The organism is Corynebacterium sp. (assembly GCF_030532325.1).
Taxonomy (GTDB): Bacteria; Actinomycetota; Actinomycetes; order Mycobacteriales; family Mycobacteriaceae; genus Corynebacterium.
In genome coordinates, this window is sequence record NZ_JAUNLS010000022.1 from 5,217 (window position 1) to 22,170 (window position 16,954).

Below are 16,954 nucleotides of genomic sequence, written 5' to 3' on the forward strand. Positions count from 1 at the left end.
CCCCCCTCCAGCCCCCCCCCCCGGTATTGTATGAGGCAATTGGGGGGGTTGGTGGTTTTCGCCCCTTCGGGGTGGGGTTGGTTGGGCTGGGTGGGCTCTGGTGCTCCCGTCGCGCCAGTGGGCCCCGTTGTCTCTAGTGCCACTGCTGCACCGCCTTCGGCGCGCGCACCGGATCATCGGAGGTAATGGTCATGCCCGCCAGGATGCCGCCGATGGCGCCGAAGAGGTGGCCCTGCCAGCTCACGCCCTCGTAGATGGGCAGCACGCCCCACACCAGGCCCGAATACGCAAAGCCCAGCACCACGCCCAGCGCAGTCTGCACGAAGGAACGGTTGAAGATGCCACGCACGATGAGGTAGGCCAACCAGCCATACACCAGCGAGGAGGCGCCAATGTGCGAGGTCTGCGGCCCGCCCAGCAGCCAGGTGCCCATACCGCCCACTAGCACCGTGGTGATGGTGACCTCCCACCAGACCTTGCGCCCGGACAAGCCGATGAGGAAGCAGAAGATTGCCCCGGGCACGGAGTTGCCCATGAGGTGCTCGAAGTTGGCGTGCAGCAGCGGCGCGGTGAAAATACCCCAGATGCCATTGAAGTCCAGCGGGCGGATACCGTAGTTTGCCAGCTGCCCGCCGAAGAAGACGGCGTTGATGATCTGCACCGTCCACTCCACCACGAGGAAGCCCACGGCCAGCGACGCGCCCGTGGCCACGCGGCCCCGCCGGGTGTAGTTGCGGGAGTCTCCCTTGTTTAACTGCGGCCCCGGACCATTCGACGGGACGCGTGAGGTGCCACCAGATGTCATAATGCAGTCAACTGTAGCGTGCTAACGCTGCGCTAGCAGGCAGGAGTAGCTCGTCATGCCCAATCCGGGCTCCGCGGAGGTCACTGCGGAGACGATGGCCGCCTCCACCGCCTGGGCGGCCGCCGCGCACAATGCGCTGAGCTCCAGCGTGTCCACGCCCGCGGTGCCTGCGGACGCCCCGCTGGACGACGCCGCAAAGAGCGTGTCCCCATCCAGCGGCAGGTGGGCCGGGCGCACGGCCCGGGCGATGCCGTCGTGGCCGGCCAAAGCCAGGCGCTTGGCCTGGGCCTTGGTCACGGGTGCGTCGCTCAACACGGCACCGATGGTGGTGTTGAGGTGAGCCTCGGCCAGGCTGCGAGTGGCTTGGAAGCGCTCCACGTCCACGGGGGTGCGGCCCGGCGCGCCGAAGAGCCGGCCGCTAGCGGCATCGATCACCTCGCCGACCGGGTTGGCCACCACGGCCGCGGCCACGGTGTAGTCCCCACAGGCCACGCTGCCCAGGCCAAAGCCACCGCGCAGGCGCCCGGCGGCAGCGCCCACCCCGGCGCCCACGCTGCCCGTGGAGGAATCGTGCCCACGCAGCGCACGGCGGGTGGCCTCGGCGCCGTCGGCGGCGGTGGGCCGGTGCGGGCCAGCGAGCAGATCGAAGATCACAGCGCCGGGGACAATCGGTACTCGCGGGCCCTCAACGCCCTCGCCGAAGACGGGAAAACCCACGCCGTGGGACTCGAGTTCCTGCATGACGCCGTCGGCGGCCGCCAGGCCAAAGGCCGAGCCACCGGCCAGGACGAGGGCGTGCACGCGCTCGACGGTGTTGTGCGGCTCCAGCAGGTCGGTCTCCCGGGTTCCGGGCCCGCCGCCGCGCACATCGACGCTGGCCACCGCGCCCTGCTCGCCGCAGTAGATCACGGTGACCCCGGTGTCTTCCCCGCTGACGTGGCCGAGGGAAAAGCCCATCTCTGGCAGTGTCTTCACGGTCTTCGCGGTCTTCGCGGTCTTCGTGTTCTGTGCGGCCACGGGCTAGTCCATGAGGGCTTCGAGCAGCGAGTCCTGGCAGAAGGCCAGCCACTCCACGAGGGTGTCGCGGTCAGCCAGGGCGTGATCCTCCTGCACGTCGCCGGAGGCCACGAAGAGGCGCAGATCATTGAGCCCGGCTATAAAGGCGTGGGCCTCTTCCTCGCTGATGCTCAGCTCCACCCCGCCGGTGGGGCCCAGGGCGGTGTTGACCACCTGCAGGTTGGCCAGCTTGGCGCGGGCGATGTCATTTTCGTGCAGCGAGCGCAGCAGCCCGTTTTCTCCCTCGAATTCCTCATCACCCGGCTTCTCAAAGTCCGGGAAGAGGCGGGCCAGGGACGGATCCTCCGGGGCCTCGGTGTGCCCGGTGGGCATGTCGAGCATGTCCGCCAGCTCGTCCTTGGGCGCGGACTGCGCGCGGGCGATGATCGCCTCGGAGACAGTGGCCGTGAGATCCCCGAGGACCTCACGCTCCATGGGCTCCAGCACGGTGATGAACTTGGCCGGGCGCATGAGCGACTTCTTCTTTTTCCAGGCCTGCATGGCGTGAAAGTATCCTCCCCGTTAACCTAACCAGCTTGCTGCATGGTGGCCCACAGGCCAGCCACTTGGAGCTTCTTGACGTCTGCTTCGATCTTGTCCCGCTCGCCCGTGGAGACTGCGGCCTTGCCCTCGGTGTGGACTTGCATCATGAGCTCGTTGGCGCGCTTTTTGTCATAGCCCAGCACGGTCTGAAACACATAGGAGACGTAGCTCATAAGGTTGACGGGATCGTCCCAGACGATGCACATCCAGGGAAGGTTTTCGCTCGTCGCGACGTCGATCTCGATGTCCTCATCGAGCTCCGGAGTGGCCATAGGAGCCCCCATGAGCGTGACACGCGAAGAATGTAGGTGCGCTTTCATGTCCCCTACCCTATCCAATTTCCGGCGCTGTGAGGCGCAAACCTCGCGCGCACGGCGGGTGGAAAACACAATCATTTACGCTACATTGTGAGTACTTATACGCGTGGATTTCCGGTTACTGCGCACATTCACTGGGAATTCACCGCCGTTTCTGCCCACACTAGTGAAGGTTTATTGACAGTCTCGAGGTACACCCATGGCGCCTAACACACTGCCGACGGCTCTGAGCGCACTGCTTGCAGGGCGCACGCCCACCCGCGAGGAGCTCATCCGCTCCGCCCAAGGCGTCATCACCCTCGCCACGATCATCGGCTTCATCGTCGCGGCCGTCAACGGCGTGGGCTCCTCCACCGACGAAGATCCTGAGGCCGTCCCGGATAACTGCGGCTACGATGACTCCGCCTATGGTTTGGACGTGGACAAGCAGCTGCGCACCGTGCGCGATGACATCACCACCGCGCTCAACACCTGGCGCACCGAGGACGGCCTCGCGCCGCTGGCCCCGTGGTTTAGCCAGCAGCAGGAGGCCACCGCCAAGGCCCAGTGCAACGCCGTGACCGGCACCCAGAAGCCCAGCGAGGACAACGTGCAGATGGTCCAGCATCACCTGCCGCTGGAGCAGGCCAGCGGCTATGAATTCATCGAGGCCTTCCGCTCCTCGCCGGAGCACGTCGCCGCGCTGCGTGACCGCGACATGACTTTCGCCGCCGTGGGCACCGCCTACGGCGATGGCGAGATCTACGTGGTCATCCAGCTCGAGCGCAGCTAGAGCACCCAGCGCAGCCTCCCCGTGCGGCCCTTCCTCCACCGTGGGGTGGGCGCCGGGGAGAATTTCTGCACGTAATGCGGATATCTGCATGTTTCTGTGTAGCAGCTTGGGTAGCATCTTGCATGTGATGAATACCGCTAACTCTTCTGCTCCTGCTTCTTCCTCCACCTCCGGCACTGGCCCGGCGTGCGAGAAGCACCCCTTCCCCGCGGATCGCTCCACGGCGCTGCTCACCGATAAGTACGAGCTGACCATGCTGCAGGCCGCCCTCAAGGATGGCTCCGCCCACCGCCAGGTGGCCTGCGAGGTCTTTGCCCGCCGCCTGCCCAACGAGCGCCGTTACGGCGTGGTGGCCGGCACCGAGCGCGTCCTGCGCGCGGTGCGCGACTTCCAGTTCACCGCCAAGCAGCTCGCGGAGCTGGACTTCCTCGACGAGGAAACCAAGGACTACCTTTCCCACTATCGCTTCTCCGGGCACATCGACGGCTACCGTGAGGGCGAGCTGTACTTCCCCAACACCCCGCTGCTCACGGTGCGCGGCACCTTCGGTGAGTGCCTCATTCTGGAGACCGTCATCCTCTCCATCATGAACGCGGACTCCGCGGTGGCCTCGGCTGCCTCCCGCATGGTGGTGGCCGCCGACGGGCGCCCGATCATCGAGATGGGCTCGCGCCGCACCCACGAGTACGCCGCCGTCACCGCAGCCCGCGCGGCCTACCTGGCGGGTTTCGAGGCCACCTCCAACCTGGAGGCCGGCTACCGCTACGACATCCCGGTCTCCGGCACCGCCGCCCACGCCTGGACGCTGGCGCACGTCAACGAGGACGGCACCCCCAACGAGGAGGCCGCCTTCCGCACCCAGATCGAGACCCTCGGCGTGGGCACCACCCTGCTGGTGGATACCTACGACATCACCAAGGGCGTCGAGGCCGCCGTCAAGGTGGCCGGCCCCGAGCTGGGCGGTGTCCGTATTGACTCCGGCGATCTGGGCCCGATCACCCGCCGCGTGCGCAAGCAGCTCGACGAGCTGGGCAACCACAACACCAAGATCGTGGTCTCCTCCGACCTCGACGAGTTCGCCATCGCCGGCCTGCGCAGCGATCCCGTCGACGTCTACGGCGTGGGCACCAGCGTGGTCACTGGCGCGGGCGCGCCGACCGCCGGCATGGTTTACAAGGTCGTGGAGGTCGACGGCCACCCCGTGGCCAAGCGCTCCTCCTCCAAGAAGTCCCAGGGCGGGGCCAAGCGCGCCGTGCGCACCTACCGCTCCTCCGGCGTGGCCGTGGAAGAGCTGGTCATGCCCTTCGACGCCGAGACCCCCGACACCGGCACGCTAAGCACCCGCGAGGTCACCGTCCCGCTCATGCGCGACGGCGAAATCCTGGACAACCTGCCCACCCTGCAGGAATCCCGCGCCTACCTGGCCCAGGCCATCACCACCCTGCCCTGGGAGGGCCTGGCGCTGACCCGCGACGAGCCGGCCGTGCCGACCCGCCTGGTGGGTTTCCCCGCCCGCTAGACTGTCTCGGGTGAAGACCACCGAAGAACTACTCGATGCCGCCGTGGACGCCCTCGGCGGCGCCCGGCGCGAGGGGCAGGTGGCGATGGCGGCGTCGGTAAGCGCCGCCTTGGACAAGCAGCGCCACCTCGCCGTCCAGGCGGGCACCGGCACCGGCAAGTCCCTGGCCTACCTCGTCCCGGCCTTCCGCCACGCGCAGAACACCGGGCGCACTGTGGTGGTATCCACCGCCACCCTGGCGCTGCAACGCCAGCTGGTGGAGCGCGACCTGCCGCGGCTGGCCGAGGCCCTCGAGCCCGTCCTGGACAAGAAGCCCACCTTTGCCATCCTCAAGGGGCGCTCCAATTACCTCTGCCTCAACAAGGTATCTCGCGCCGAGGAGCTCGAGGGCGAGGATGCCCTGCTGGAGGAGCACGAGGTCTCCTACCTGGGCAAGCAGATCCAGCGCGTGCACGAGTGGGCAAACACCACCGAGACCGGTGACCGCGACGCCCTCGACCCCGGGGTCAGCGACTTGGCCTGGCGGCAGGTCTCCGTGAGCTCCGCCGAGTGCCTGGGTGCTACCCGCTGCCCGCACGGCGAGGAGTGCTTCGCGGAGCTGGCCCGCCGCCAGGCTTCCGACGTCGACGTCGTGGTCACCAACCACGCCCTGCTGGCCATCGATGCCGTCTCCGATATCAACATCCTGCCCGAGCACGACGTCGCCATCATCGACGAGGCCCACGAGCTCGACGGGCGCATCACCTCCGTGTCCACCGCGGAGATTACCGGGCGCGCACTGAAGATGGCCGCCAACCGCGTGAAGTCCCTCGGCTCCACCGCCAAGGGCGAGCGCCTGAGCCAGCAAGCCGAGGAGATGACCATGCTGCTCGGGGAGTTCGCCCCGGGGCGCTGGACGGACCTTCCTGACAATGCCAAGGCGCAGCTCATGGCGCTAGCCGATACCCTGCGCGTGAGCCGCGAAGACATCGCGCGCACCCCCGAGGGCGAGCAGGCCAACGACCCGGAGAAGTTCGCCGAACGCCAGAACCTGGCCAATCACCTGGCCACGCTTGCCGACGCCGTCGCGCGCATCCTCGACGTCTTCGCCACCGGAGATCCCTCCGCCCACGAGGACGTGGTGTGGCTGGAGCGCGACGAGCGCTCCATGACCGACACCCTGGCCGTGGCACCCCTCTCCATCGCTGGGATGCTGCACGAGAAACTCTTTGGCGAGCAGACCGTGGTGCTGACCTCGGCCACGCTGGCGTTGGGCGGGCGCTTTGACGCGCTGGCCGCCCAGTGGGGCATGCCGAAGGGAACCTGGGACAGCCTGGACGTGGGCTACCCCTTCGACCCGGCCCGCAAGGGCATCCTCTACACCGCGGTGCATCTGCCGCCGCCCGGGCGCGACGGGCTCTCCCAGGAGGCCATCCGGGAGATGCGCGAGCTCATCATGGCCGCCGGCGGGCGCACCCTGGGGCTGTTTTCCTCCCGCCGCGCCGCCGAGCAGGCCGCCGAGGCGCTCAAGCCGCTGGTTCCCTTTGACATCTACGTCCAGGGCGAGGATTCCATTGGCGCGTTGGTGGAGCGCTTTTCCAAGAACGAGAACTCCTGCCTCTTTGGCACTCTAACGCTGTGGCAGGGCGTGGACGTGCCGGGGCCCGCGTGTTCCCTGGTGCTCATTGACCGCATCCCCTTCCCCCGCCCGGATAACCCACTCATGCAGGCGCGCACCGAGGCCGCCAAGGCGGCGGGCCGCAATGGCTTCATGGAGGTCTCCGCCACCCACGCCGCGCTGCTCATGGCGCAGGGCGCGGGCCGCCTGCTGCGCTCCACTGAAGACCGCGGCGTAGTGGCGGTGCTGGATAACCGCTTGGAGACTAAACGCTACGGCGGCTTCCTCAAGGCCTCGATGCCGCGCTTCTGGCAGACCACCGACGGCGCCGTGGTGCGCGGGGCCCTACAGCGGCTGGTGCAGCAGCGCTAGCGACTTTTGCGGCACAGCGACAGCGCCAGCGATGACGTCTGCAGCGACCGCGGCAGCGCCCCTGTGCTGGCCTAGGACCGCGGCAGCGCCACCACCGTGGCCGAATCCGGGGCCACCTCCGTGAACCCGGCGTCGCGCACCACCACCGCATCGGGGCGCCGGCAGGCCGCGGCGAACTCCGCGGGTTCTAACTCGCGCACACTGAGCGCATAGTCGCGCTCCATCCACTTCTCGACGTCCCCGAACTCCATGCGGGCGGCCAAGAGCATCGAGCCGTGGCCCACCTGGGCGGCGGCCTTGCCCGCGCTCATCTCCAGGGAGGAGTCGATGTAGATCACGGGGGCGTCGCTACGCGGCGGCCCCGGCTCATCGTGCGGCAGCTCGGTATGCCCAATCTGCAGCTTGGCCACCAAGGGGTGCACCTCGCTGACGGCGGAGGGAACAAAGGCACGCGCGCGGTCATCCACCGTGACTCCGGGTAGGGCTTGCACGTCCCTCCAGGCCTTGTTGCGGGCGCGGCGGGCGATCTTGCGAATGCGGTGGCCGTACCACTGGCCCAGGGCCTGCGCGTAGGCCCCGTCCTGGCCCGCCCGCGGGTCCAGGCAGGCCTTGACCACGGCCCGGGCGGCCGCCTCCAGCACCTCGGTGCGGCTGGGTGGATCCTGCTTGGGCAGGTTGAGGGCAATCTGCATCGCCTGGATGGTCTCCGGGTGGGCGGGGTCCTCGGGGTCATCGCGCCAGCTGCGCTCGTCGCAGGCCGCGGCCAGCCGCTGATGCGCCCGGGAGAAGTCCGCGTGGGTTGATGCGCCCTCCGCGGCACTACTCACTGGGGATCTCCTCCATGGGAATGCCCATGAACTGGAGGATGGCGTCCATGTAGGGGTAGTTCACCGAGGCGTCAGCCACCTGGCGCAGGGCGGGCTTGGCGTTGAAGGCAATGCCCAGGCCCGCCGCGGAAATCATGTCGATGTCATTGGCGCCATCGCCCACGGCCACCGTCTGGCGCATGGCTAGGCCGGAATCGGCGGCGAACTCGCGCAGGAATTCCTCCTTGGCCTTGCGGTCCACCACCTTGCCCACCACGCGGCCCGTGAGGTGGCCGTCGACGATTTCCAGGGTATTGGCCCGCACGTAGTCCAGGTCCAGCTCCTTGGCCAAATCCTCGAGCACCTGAATGAAGCCGCCGGAAACCACCGCGACGCGGTAGCCCATGCGCTTGAGCGTGCGGATGGTGGTGCGCACGCCCGGGGTCAGTGTGAGGTCCTTCGCGGTCTCCTCAATGACGGAGGCCGGCAGCCCGGCCAGGGTGGCCACGCGCTCGCGAAGGGACTCCTCGAAGTCTAGTTCGCCGCGCATGGCGCGCTCAGTCACGGCGGCGACTTCCTCCTCCTTGCCGGCGTGGGCGGCCAGCATCTCGATGACTTCGCCGGTAATCAGCGTGGAGTCGCAGTCAAAGCAGATGAGGCGTTTGGAGCGGCGCTGCAGGCCGGCGCGCTCCATGGCGATGTCCACGCCGAGCTCACTGGCCAGCCGCACCAGGGTGCCGCGCACCTTCTCCTCGGCGGAGTCCGGCACGGTGACGAAGAGTTCGAAGCCGCTGAGCGGCGAGGTGGACAGGCCGCGGATGCGGTCGATGTTGACGTCGAGGTTGGCCATCTCCTTCGACAGCGTGGAGAAGTGCTCAGCGGTCACGGTGCGGCCCAGCACCACCACCGCGTGGGTGGAGCGGGCGCGGGAGTGGATGGGCTCATCCTTCGGTGCCACGGACACCGACTGCTGGTAGATGCTCAAAGTGTTGCGCAGGCCCGACTCCAGGGCCTGCAGCTTGGCGGCATCCACGGTGATGTAGGCGGCCAGCGAGATGCGGCCGGAAAAGATTGCCTGTTCGACGTCGACAAGCTCAACGCTATGGGAGGCAAGGACCCTAAAGAAGGCTGCAGAAACCCCCGGCCTATCCGGCCCAGAGGTGGTGACGACGGCGAAGGTGTCATCGCCGTCGAGAGCTGCGTGAGAAAGATGCTGAGTATTCACCCGCCCATTATGGCATGGAGCACTACCGTGATGGGCTGATTGGCTCGGCTTATAGGCCACCCGGCAAGCGGAAGGCTGGGTTGAAAAGCTGGGGTGAAAACTCGGGGCAAAACCTGGGGCAAAAACTAAGCGCGCCGCCTCCGCGAACCTTCCCGGAAGAGAAAGTGCGGAGGCGGCGTGTCAGGAGAGGTTGGACTAGCGTCTCGACGCTGTTAGAGCCCTACACCCTTGTCACGGTCTGCTTAGTGGCTACCGACGTGTGCCTCTTCGCGCATGCGCTTAACCATGTGCGGGTAGTGCAGCTCGAAGGCCGGGCGCTCGGAGCGGATACGCGGCAGGGAAACGAAGTTGTGGCGCGGCGGCGGGCAGGAGGTAGCCCACTCGAGGGAGTTGCCGTAGCCCCACGGATCGTCGACGGTGACGATCTCGCCGTAGCGCCAGGACTTGAAGACGTTCCAGATAAGCGGGATAACGGAAGCACCAAGGACGAAGGAGAAGATGGTGGAAATCTGGTTGAAGACCGTGAAGCCATCGGACTCCAGGTAGTCGGCGTAACGACGCGGCATACCCATGTTGCCCACCCAGTGCTGGACCAGGAAGGTGCCGTGGAAGCCGATGAAGGTCAGCCAGAAGTGAATCTTGCCCAGACGCTCATCCAGCATGCGGCCGGTCATCTTCGGGAACCAGAAGTACAGGCCAGCGAAGGCGGAGAAGACCACGGTACCGAAGAGGGTGTAGTGGAAGTGAGCAATGAGGAAGTAAGACTCAGCCAGGTGGAAGTCCAGTGCCGGGGAGGCCAGCATGATGCCGGTCATACCGCCGAAGAGGAAGGTGGACAGGAAGCCCATGGCGAAGATCATCGGGGTATCCCAGGTGATGTGACCCTTCCACATGGTGCCCACCCAGTTGAAGAACTTCACGCCGGTCGGCACGGCGATGAGGAAGGTCATGAAGGAGAAGAACGGCAACAGGACCGCACCGGTGACGAACATGTGGTGTGCCCACACAGCCATGGACAGAGCGCCGATGGCCAGCAGGGCGAAGACCAGGCCGATGTAACCGAAGACCGGCTTACGGGAGAAGACCGGGACGACCTCAGAGATGATGCCGAAGAACGGCAGTGCGAGGACGTAGACCTCCGGGTGGCCGAAGAACCAGAAGAGGTGCTGCCACAGGATGCCGCCGCCGTTGGCGCTGTCGTAGATGTGGCCGCCGAGCTTGCGGTCATAGAGCACACCCAGAGCGGCTGCGGTCAGCAGCGGGAAGATCATCAGAACGATGATGGACGCGGTGAAGATGGCCCAGGTGAAGACCGGCAGACGGAACATGGTCATGCCCGGTGCGCGCAGGGTCAGGATGGTGGTCACCATGTTGATGGCGGACGCAATGGTACCGACACCGGTAGCACCCACACCGACGATCCACATGTCGGCACCAATGCCCGGGGTGTGGACGGAGTCAGAAAGCGGGACGTACATGGTCCAGCCGAAGTCGGCAGCACCACCCGGGGTGGCAAAGCCCAGCAGCATGACGATGCCGCCGGTCAGGGTGATCCAGAAGCCGAAGGCGTTCAGACGCGGGAAGGCCACATCCGGTGCGCCGATCTGCAGCGGCATGACGTAGTTACCGAATGCCCACACAACTGGCGTAGCAAACAGCAGCAGCATCACGGTGCCGTGCATGGTAAACAGCTGGTTGAACTGCTCGTTGGACAGGAACTGCAGGCCCGGCGAGAAGAGCTCGGCGCGCAGCAGCAGTGCCATGAAGCCACCAAGGAAGAAGAAGCTGAAGGACATGATCATGTACATGATGCCCAGCTGCTTGTGGTCAGTGGTGGTGAGAAATACCCAAGCCTTGGAACCGGTCTTGGCATTACCGGTAGGCTCCGGACGAGTTGGCGCGACGTAATCGTCGAGCCTTGGCGCCACAGCGGTCATTTAAATCCTCCTGAAGAACAAGTGCTTTCTACCCACCCCTTCACCGCCGGCGAAGGGCATGAATGAAAAGCACCTAGGTTTACTCGACTTATATTAGGGCACTTCGCAGCCCAATTTCCAGCTATTGCCCCCTGGATGCTCCACGGGCCAGCCCCACTAATGGGCACGTCAGACGGCATTTCCCCAGCACGAGCGCCCCCACGTGGGCTTAGCGGAAACGCCGCCGCACAACAGCCGTGATCCAGCCCACATCTTTTTGTGCCTCGCACCCCGAAAACGCGAGAAGCGCACCCCCTATAGGAATCATACTTTCGGTTGATACCTAACGGGAATGCGCGTCGCAGCTCAGTCACAGCATTGGCCAGTTGCCTGTGGGACCCTAGGGAACCTCTGTGAAAGCTGGGAGATGCGTGCTGCTGTGAGCAGTCCGTACTGCCCTTAGAAGTCCCAGTCGTCGTCAGTGGTGTCCTCCGCCTTGCCGATGACATAGGAGGAGCCGGAGCCGGAGAAGAAGTCGTGGTTCTCGTCGGCGTTCGGGGACAGCGAGGAGAGGATGGCCGGAGACACGCGCGTCTCATCAGCCGGGAAGAGGCCCTCGAAGCCCAGGTTGTTGAGGGCCTTGTTGGCGTTGTAGCGCAGGAAGCGCTTGACGTCCTCGGTCCAGCCCAGGTCGTCGTAGAGATCCTCGGTGTAGTCGATCTCGTTCTCGTAAAGATCGTAGAGAAGGTCGAAGGTGTAAGCCTTCATCTCCTCCTGCTCGGACTCGGTGAGCTGCTTGTAGCCCTTCTGGAACTTGTAGCCGATGTAGTAGCCGTGCACGGCCTCATCGCGGATGATGAGGCGGATGATGTCCGCGGTGTTAGTCAGCTTGGCGCGGGAGGAGAAGTACATCGGCAGGTAGAAGCCGGAGTAGAAGAGGAAGGACTCCAGAAGCGTGGAGGCCACCTTCTTCTTCAGAGGGTCATCGCCCTTGTAGTAGGACATGACGATCTTCGCCTTGCGCTGCAGGTTCTCGTTTTCCTCGGACCAGCGGAAGGCATCGTTGATCATCGGGGTCGAGGCCAGGGTCATGAAAATGTTGGAGTAGGACTTAGCGTGCACCGACTCCATGAAGGCGATGTTGGTGTACACCGCTTCCTCGTGCAGAGTCTTGGCGTCCGGCAGCAGGGAGACCGCGCCGACCGTGCCCTGGATGGTATCCAGCAGGGTCAGGCCGGTGAAGACCCGCATGGTGGTCTCCTTCTCACGCTCGGTGAGCGTCTTCCAGCTGGGGATGTCATTGGACACCGGGACCTTCTCCGGCAACCAGAAGTTGCCCGTCAGGCGGTCCCAGACCTCTTGATCCTTTTCGTCAGGAATGGTGTTCCAGTTGATCGCCTTGACCGGCGCCTCGTGGCTGGAGATGTACTCGTCATACTCGTGCGACACGCGAAAATCCACCTCATCTAGATCTGAAATTGATTCTGCTTCATCCTACTCAATGCCACCGCACGGCACTATGTGCCTCACGTCTCCATCGACCCTGCGGCGTACGATGAATCCACGCGTAAATTCGCCGTGAATTCGCCGTGGATTTACCTGGTGCGTCAGCCCTACACGCTCGCACCTTATATATAGAGGAAACACACTCCGGAGGTAGATACGCTCGTGGCCGCAGAGTCTGAGACCACCACTCCCCTGCTCACGACTGTCCTCGACCAGATCGGCACCGACATCGTCAGCGGAACACTTGAGGCCGGGCGCCGGCTCAGGCTGCAGGATATCTGCGAGCGCTTCGACATCTCCCGCACGGTGGCCAGAGAAGCCATGCGCGCACTCGAGCAACTGGGCATGGTCAGCTCCGGCAGGCGCGTGGGCATTACGGTGCTGCCCATCGAGCACTGGTCTGTCTTCGACCCAGCCGTCATCACCTGGCGCTTGAGCTGTGAAAAATCCCGCGCCGCCCAACGCGACTCCCTCAACCAACTGCGCCTTGCCGTCGAGCCCAACGCCGCCCGCTTAGCAGCACTCAACGCCACCGAGGAACAGAAGGCGCAGATCCTCGCAGTAGCGCAGCGCCTGGCCGAGCTGGAGGCCACCCCCTCCACCAAAGTCGGCGAGGAGCTGGCCACCGATCTGCACTTTCACACGCTCATCTTCGAGGCCTCCGGCAACGAGATGTTCGCCGCCCTCGCCCCTCCCTGTTGGCCATGCTCAAGGGCAAGTCCGTCTTCGGCTCCGCCAAGCGCGATCCCATTGCCGGGACCGCAGCCCTGCACCTCGCGCTCGCGCGCACCATCGAGGAGGGCAACGCCGAAAACGCAGAAAAGCTGGACCGGGAGCTTCTCCTCGAAGCCCGATCCAGCATTCAGCTTTAAACAGCGGAGCCCTCGCGACTAGAGCATGCAGGACACGCAGCCCTCAACCTCGGTGCCCTCCAACGCCATCTGGCGCAGCCGGATGTAGTAGAGGGTCTTGATGCCCTTGCGCCACGCGTAAATCTGGGCGCGGTTGATATCACGGGTGGTGGCCGTGTCCTTGAAGAAGAGCGTCAGCGACAGGCCCTGGTCCACGTACTTGGTGGCCTCGGCGTAGGTGTCGATGATCTTCTCAAAGCCAATCTCGTAGGCATCCTTGAAGTACTCAAGGTTGTCATTATCCATGTGCGGCGCCGGGTAGTAGACGCGGCCGATCTTGCCTTCCTTGCGGATCTCAATCTTGGAGGCGATCGGGTGGATCGAGGAGGTCGAGTTGTTGATGTAGGAAATCGAGCCCGTCGGCGGCACCGCCTGCAAGTTGCGGTTGTAGAGGCCGTGCTTGGCGACGTCCCCCTTCAGCGCCTCCCACTCCTCGGCCGTGGGGGTGTGGATCGAGGAGGCGTCGAAAAGTGCCTGCACCTTCTCGGTGCGCGGCTTGAAGTCCTCCGGGTTGTAGCGGTCAAAGAACTCGCCGGTAGCGTACTCGGACTGCGGGAACTCGGAGAAGTACTCGCCGCGCTCGCGTGCGATCTTGTTGGAAGCGCGGAGGGCGGCGTAGAGCACCGCGGCGAAGTAGGCGTTGGTAAAGTCCAGGCCTTCCTCCGAGCCGTACTCGATGTGCTCGCGGCCGAAGTAACCGTGCAGGTTCATCTGGCCCAGGCCGATAGCGTGGGAGCTATCGTTGCCGCGGCGCACGGAGGGCACGGAATCGATGGCCGTCTTATCCGCCACGGCGGTCAGACCGCGGATGGCTGTCTCCACGGTCTGCGCGAAGTCCGGGGAGTCCATGGTCATGGCGATGTTGAGCGAGCCCAGGTTGCAGGAGATGTCGCTGCCCATGGTCTCGTAGGAGAGGTCCTCGTTGAAGGTAGAGGGCTGGTTGACCTGCAGAATCTCCGAGCAGAGGTTGGACATGTTGATACGGCCGGTCTTGACTGGGTTCGCGCGGTTAACCGTGTCCTCGAACATAATGTACGGGTAGCCGGACTCGAACTGCAGCTCAGCAATGGTCTGGAAGAAGTGGCGGGCATTGACCTTCTTCTTGCGGATGCGCGGATCCTCCACCATCTCCTCGTAGTGCTCGGTGATGGAGATGTCACCGAAGGCCTTGCCGTAGATGCGTTCGACATCGTACGGCGAGAAGAGGTACATGTCATCGTTGCGCTTGGCCAGCTCGAAGGTGATGTCTGGGATGACCACGCCCAGCGAGAGGGTCTTGATGCGGATCTTCTCATCCGCATTCTCGCGCTTGGTGTCGAGGAAGTTCATGATGTCCGGGTGGTGCGCGTTGAGGTAGACCGCACCTGCGCCCTGGCGGGCACCCAGCTGGTTGGCGTAGGAGAAGGCATCCTCCAGAAGCTTCATCACAGGGATGACGCCGGAGGACTGGTTCTCGATGTGCTTAATGGGGGCGCCGGACTCGCGGATGTTGCTCAGCAGCAGCGCCACGCCGCCGCCGCGCTTGGACAGCTGCAGGGCGGAGTTGATGGAGCGGCCGATGGACTCCATGTTGTCCTCGATGCGCAGCAGGAAGCAGGAGACCAGCTCGCCGCGCTGCGCCTTGCCAGCGTTGAGGAAGGTGGGGGTGGCCGGCTGGAAGCGGCCGGTCATGATTTCATCCACTAGCTTCTCAGCCAGCTCGGTGTCACCGTCAGCCAGGAAGAGCGCGGTCATGGAGACACGGTCTTCGAAGCGCTCGAGGTAGCGGCGGCCGTCAAAGGTCTTGAGGGTGTAGGAGGTGTAGTACTTGAAGGCACCCAGGAAGGACTTGAAGCGGAACTTGTAGGAGTAGGCGCGCTTGAATAGGGACTTGATGAACTCGAAGTCATACTGCTCAAGCAGCTCGGGCTCGTAGTACTTGTTTTCCACCAGGTAGCGCATCTTTTCTTCCAAATCGTGGAAGTAGACGGTGTTCTGGTTGACGTGCTGCAGGAAGAACTGGTTCGCGGCCTCGCGGTCCTTGTCGAACTGAATCTTGCCCTCTTCGTCATAGAGGTTCAAAAGCGCGTTAAGTGCGTGGTAATCCAGCTGCTCCGAAGCCTTAACTGGTTCAGCGACAGTCTTTCCCAATTGCGTGGTCACGGCTAGTCGAGCCTTTCTCTACTCGTGTAGCTAGTTAAGTGAAAGCGTTGGAGGATGGACACCAACCCAGCCATCCCCCACCGCAGGAAGCGGCACTAGGACGTCTCCCAAGACATCCTAGGCCGCTTTGAGTCCGAGGGCATCAGCGTTGGATTGCAGGCCCTCGCGGCAGATTCTGACGTCATCATCGGTACCCATGAGCTCAAAGCGGTACACGTAAGGAACTTTACACTTGGCGGAGATGACGTCGCCGGCCAAGCCGAAGTCCCCGCCAAAGTTGCTGTTGCCACTGGAAATCACCGCGCGGATGAAGCTGCGGTTGTGCTCATCGTTGAGGAAGCGAATCACCTGCCGGGGAACCGGGCGGGAATTCTGGTGGCTAATGGAGGCCCCTCCTCCGTAGGTGGGGCAGATGAGAACGTAGGGTTCGTTCACTGTCAACGGTTCATCACTCAAGCGCAGCGGAATGCGCGCGCTTGGCAGACCCAGCTTTTCAACGAAGCGGTGGGTATTTTCCGTTGCGGAGGAAAAATACACAACCAACATGTCTTTTACGCCGATGCCACGACCGCGGAGAGGGCCTTGATGCGCTCCGGGCGGAAGCCGGACCAGTGCTCGCCATCCACCTCGACGACGGGCGCCTGGACGTAGCCCAGGGCCATGACGTAGTCGCGGGCTTCATCATCAATGGAGATATCCACGGTGGAGTAGGACAGGCCGGCGCGGTCGAGGGCCTTCTTGGTGGCGTTGCACTGGACGCAGGCGGGCTTGGTGTACAGAGTGATGCTCATGTGACTGTTCCTTTAATTGCTGTGTGCTTTCGCAGGTTTTCACGGTGAGGATTCACCGCGACGTTCACAGTGAGATTTCACCGTGACCTCAGGCGGAGACCGTGAGGCTAGCCCCGTGGAGCTAAACCCGAGGTCTCACAGGCTTTTTGGAGCCCGCCTGAACAACAACAACGACACTATACTTTGTGCCACGACCCCGCAACTGACACTACATCTAGTAGTTACATTGGTGATATTCCCAGGATGGGATTCTCCCACACCCCACATATTGCCCTTGGGTAAGAATTTCCCTGCATGCCACCCACCCCGCCGTCGGGCGCCCGCCTGCGGATTTGCAGGAGATTGCCGGAAAACTGTGTGCAATATCACAAATCCGCCACTAATGTATCTATAACCAGACGTATAGGGCCGCCAGTTCGAGCTAGAGGGCCAGTTCAGACACCAACGCCAACTCGCCGCCAGGCGGGCGACCTAGAGAAAGAAAAATCGCCCCGAGGGACATGCGTCCCTGGGGCGATCTGATAATCCGGCTTAGCCCTGGCGAGCCTTGAAGCGCGGATCCTTCTTGTTGATCACGAAGACCTTACCGTGGCGGCGAATAACCTGGGCGCCCGGCTTCTTCTTCAGCGACCGAAGCGACTTGCGAACCTTCATCGGGCGCTCCTTTCGTTATGCG

General features: G+C 64.1%; 16 protein-coding genes. 4 read left to right on the forward strand and 12 right to left on the reverse strand.

The window, feature by feature from the left end; all coding sequences use genetic code 11:
• Positions 1 to 133: 133 nt before the first annotated feature.
• From Q4E25_RS10180 to clpS, 4 genes are all read right to left on the reverse strand, one after another.
• Positions 134 to 805 (reverse strand): rhomboid family intramembrane serine protease, encoded by a 672-nt coding sequence (locus tag Q4E25_RS10180; protein WP_303156753.1) that lies wholly within the window; start codon positions 803 to 805, stop codon positions 134 to 136.
• 21 nt (positions 806 to 826) lie between these two features.
• Entirely contained in the window at positions 827 to 1,762 is a 936-nt protein-coding gene (locus Q4E25_RS10185; protein ID WP_303156801.1) for a P1 family peptidase, read from the reverse strand.
• A gap of 63 nt (positions 1,763 to 1,825) precedes the next feature.
• Positions 1,826 to 2,362, reverse strand: a complete 537-nt coding sequence (locus Q4E25_RS10190; protein WP_303156755.1) for a DUF2017 domain-containing protein — start codon at positions 2,360 to 2,362, stop codon at positions 1,826 to 1,828.
• 26 nt (positions 2,363 to 2,388) lie between these two features.
• Positions 2,389 to 2,724: an ATP-dependent Clp protease adapter ClpS gene (gene clpS / locus Q4E25_RS10195; protein WP_303156757.1), complete on the reverse strand. Its 336-nt coding sequence runs from the start codon at positions 2,722 to 2,724 to the stop codon at positions 2,389 to 2,391.
• Positions 2,725 to 2,920: 196 nt separating this feature from the next.
• Between clpS and Q4E25_RS10200 the strand changes: the two genes are divergently transcribed.
• The 3 genes from Q4E25_RS10200 (at position 2,921) to Q4E25_RS10210 (ending at position 6,981) form a co-directional block, all read left to right on the forward strand.
• Positions 2,921 to 3,493, forward strand: coding sequence for a hypothetical protein (locus Q4E25_RS10200; RefSeq protein ID WP_303156759.1), 573 nt, complete (start codon positions 2,921 to 2,923; stop codon positions 3,491 to 3,493).
• A 124-nt stretch (positions 3,494 to 3,617) separates the two neighbouring features.
• The gene (locus Q4E25_RS10205; protein ID WP_303156761.1) at positions 3,618 to 5,012 is read left to right on the forward strand and encodes a nicotinate phosphoribosyltransferase; all 1,395 of its coding nucleotides are present in this window, start codon (positions 3,618 to 3,620) and stop codon (positions 5,010 to 5,012) included.
• Between the two features lie 10 nt (positions 5,013 to 5,022).
• Positions 5,023 to 6,981: an ATP-dependent DNA helicase gene (locus tag Q4E25_RS10210; RefSeq protein WP_303156762.1), complete on the forward strand. Its 1,959-nt coding sequence runs from the start codon at positions 5,023 to 5,025 to the stop codon at positions 6,979 to 6,981.
• Between the two features lie 71 nt (positions 6,982 to 7,052).
• On the opposite strand, the gene Q4E25_RS10215 is transcribed toward Q4E25_RS10210, so the two are convergent.
• From Q4E25_RS10215 to nrdF, 4 genes are all read right to left on the reverse strand, one after another.
• Complete coding sequence (locus tag Q4E25_RS10215) at positions 7,053 to 7,808, reverse strand: peptidyl-tRNA hydrolase (protein ID WP_303156764.1); 756 nt, start codon at positions 7,806 to 7,808, stop codon at positions 7,053 to 7,055.
• Positions 7,801 to 9,012 carry a phosphoserine phosphatase SerB gene (gene serB, locus Q4E25_RS10220; RefSeq protein ID WP_303156767.1) on the reverse strand — a complete coding sequence of 404 codons (1,212 nt, stop codon included), beginning with the start codon at positions 9,010 to 9,012 and terminating at the stop codon, positions 7,801 to 7,803. Before serB ends, Q4E25_RS10215 begins: the two co-directional genes overlap by 8 nt.
• 242 nt (positions 9,013 to 9,254) lie before the next feature.
• Positions 9,255 to 10,949: a cytochrome c oxidase subunit I gene (gene ctaD / locus Q4E25_RS10225; protein ID WP_303156768.1), complete on the reverse strand. Its 1,695-nt coding sequence runs from the start codon at positions 10,947 to 10,949 to the stop codon at positions 9,255 to 9,257.
• 438 nt (positions 10,950 to 11,387) lie between these two features.
• The gene (gene nrdF, locus Q4E25_RS10230; protein ID WP_303156770.1) at positions 11,388 to 12,377 is read right to left on the reverse strand and encodes a class 1b ribonucleoside-diphosphate reductase subunit beta; all 990 of its coding nucleotides are present in this window, start codon (positions 12,375 to 12,377) and stop codon (positions 11,388 to 11,390) included.
• A gap of 219 nt (positions 12,378 to 12,596) precedes the next feature.
• Here nrdF and Q4E25_RS10235 point away from each other — a divergent pair, with 219 nt between their 5' ends.
• Positions 12,597 to 13,328, forward strand: coding sequence for a FadR/GntR family transcriptional regulator (locus Q4E25_RS10235; protein ID WP_368502632.1), 732 nt, complete (start codon positions 12,597 to 12,599; stop codon positions 13,326 to 13,328).
• Here the strand turns inward: Q4E25_RS10235 and nrdE are convergent.
• The 4 genes from nrdE to ykgO all read right to left on the reverse strand — a co-directional run bounded on the left by nrdE (position 13,325) and on the right by ykgO (position 16,932).
• Positions 13,325 to 15,487: a class 1b ribonucleoside-diphosphate reductase subunit alpha gene (nrdE, locus tag Q4E25_RS10240; protein WP_303156771.1), complete on the reverse strand. Its 2,163-nt coding sequence runs from the start codon at positions 15,485 to 15,487 to the stop codon at positions 13,325 to 13,327. The genes Q4E25_RS10235 and nrdE overlap by 4 nt on opposite strands.
• A 117-nt stretch (positions 15,488 to 15,604) precedes the next feature.
• The gene (gene nrdI / locus Q4E25_RS10245; protein WP_303156773.1) at positions 15,605 to 16,033 is read right to left on the reverse strand and encodes a class Ib ribonucleoside-diphosphate reductase assembly flavoprotein NrdI; all 429 of its coding nucleotides are present in this window, start codon (positions 16,031 to 16,033) and stop codon (positions 15,605 to 15,607) included.
• A 5-nt stretch (positions 16,034 to 16,038) separates the two neighbouring features.
• On the reverse strand, positions 16,039 to 16,278 hold the full coding sequence (nrdH, locus tag Q4E25_RS10250; protein WP_303156775.1) for a glutaredoxin-like protein NrdH: 240 nt from the start codon (positions 16,276 to 16,278) through the stop codon (positions 16,039 to 16,041).
• A 531-nt stretch (positions 16,279 to 16,809) separates the two neighbouring features.
• Entirely contained in the window at positions 16,810 to 16,932 is a 123-nt protein-coding gene (gene ykgO / locus Q4E25_RS10255) for a type B 50S ribosomal protein L36 (RefSeq protein WP_003847162.1), read from the reverse strand.
• Positions 16,933 to 16,954: the final 22 nt, after the last annotated feature.

Coding starts and splice junctions, on each gene's coding strand:
- Q4E25_RS10180 (WP_303156753.1), bottom strand. CDS start 805: ATGACATCTGGTGGCACCTCACGCGTCCCGTCGAATGGTCCGGGGCCG.
- Q4E25_RS10185 (WP_303156801.1), bottom strand. CDS start 1,762: ATGGGCTTTTCCCTCGGCCACGTCAGCGGGGAAGACACCGGGGTCACC.
- Q4E25_RS10190 (WP_303156755.1), bottom strand. CDS start 2,362: ATGCAGGCCTGGAAAAAGAAGAAGTCGCTCATGCGCCCGGCCAAGTTC.
- clpS (WP_303156757.1), bottom strand. CDS start 2,724: ATGAAAGCGCACCTACATTCTTCGCGTGTCACGCTCATGGGGGCTCCT.
- Q4E25_RS10200 (WP_303156759.1), top strand. CDS start 2,921: ATGGCGCCTAACACACTGCCGACGGCTCTGAGCGCACTGCTTGCAGGG.
- ctaD (WP_303156768.1), bottom strand. CDS start 10,949: ATGACCGCTGTGGCGCCAAGGCTCGACGATTACGTCGCGCCAACTCGT.
- nrdI (WP_303156773.1), bottom strand. CDS start 16,033: ATGTTGGTTGTGTATTTTTCCTCCGCAACGGAAAATACCCACCGCTTC.
- nrdH (WP_303156775.1), bottom strand. CDS start 16,278: ATGAGCATCACTCTGTACACCAAGCCCGCCTGCGTCCAGTGCAACGCC.
- ykgO (WP_003847162.1), bottom strand. CDS start 16,932: ATGAAGGTTCGCAAGTCGCTTCGGTCGCTGAAGAAGAAGCCGGGCGCC.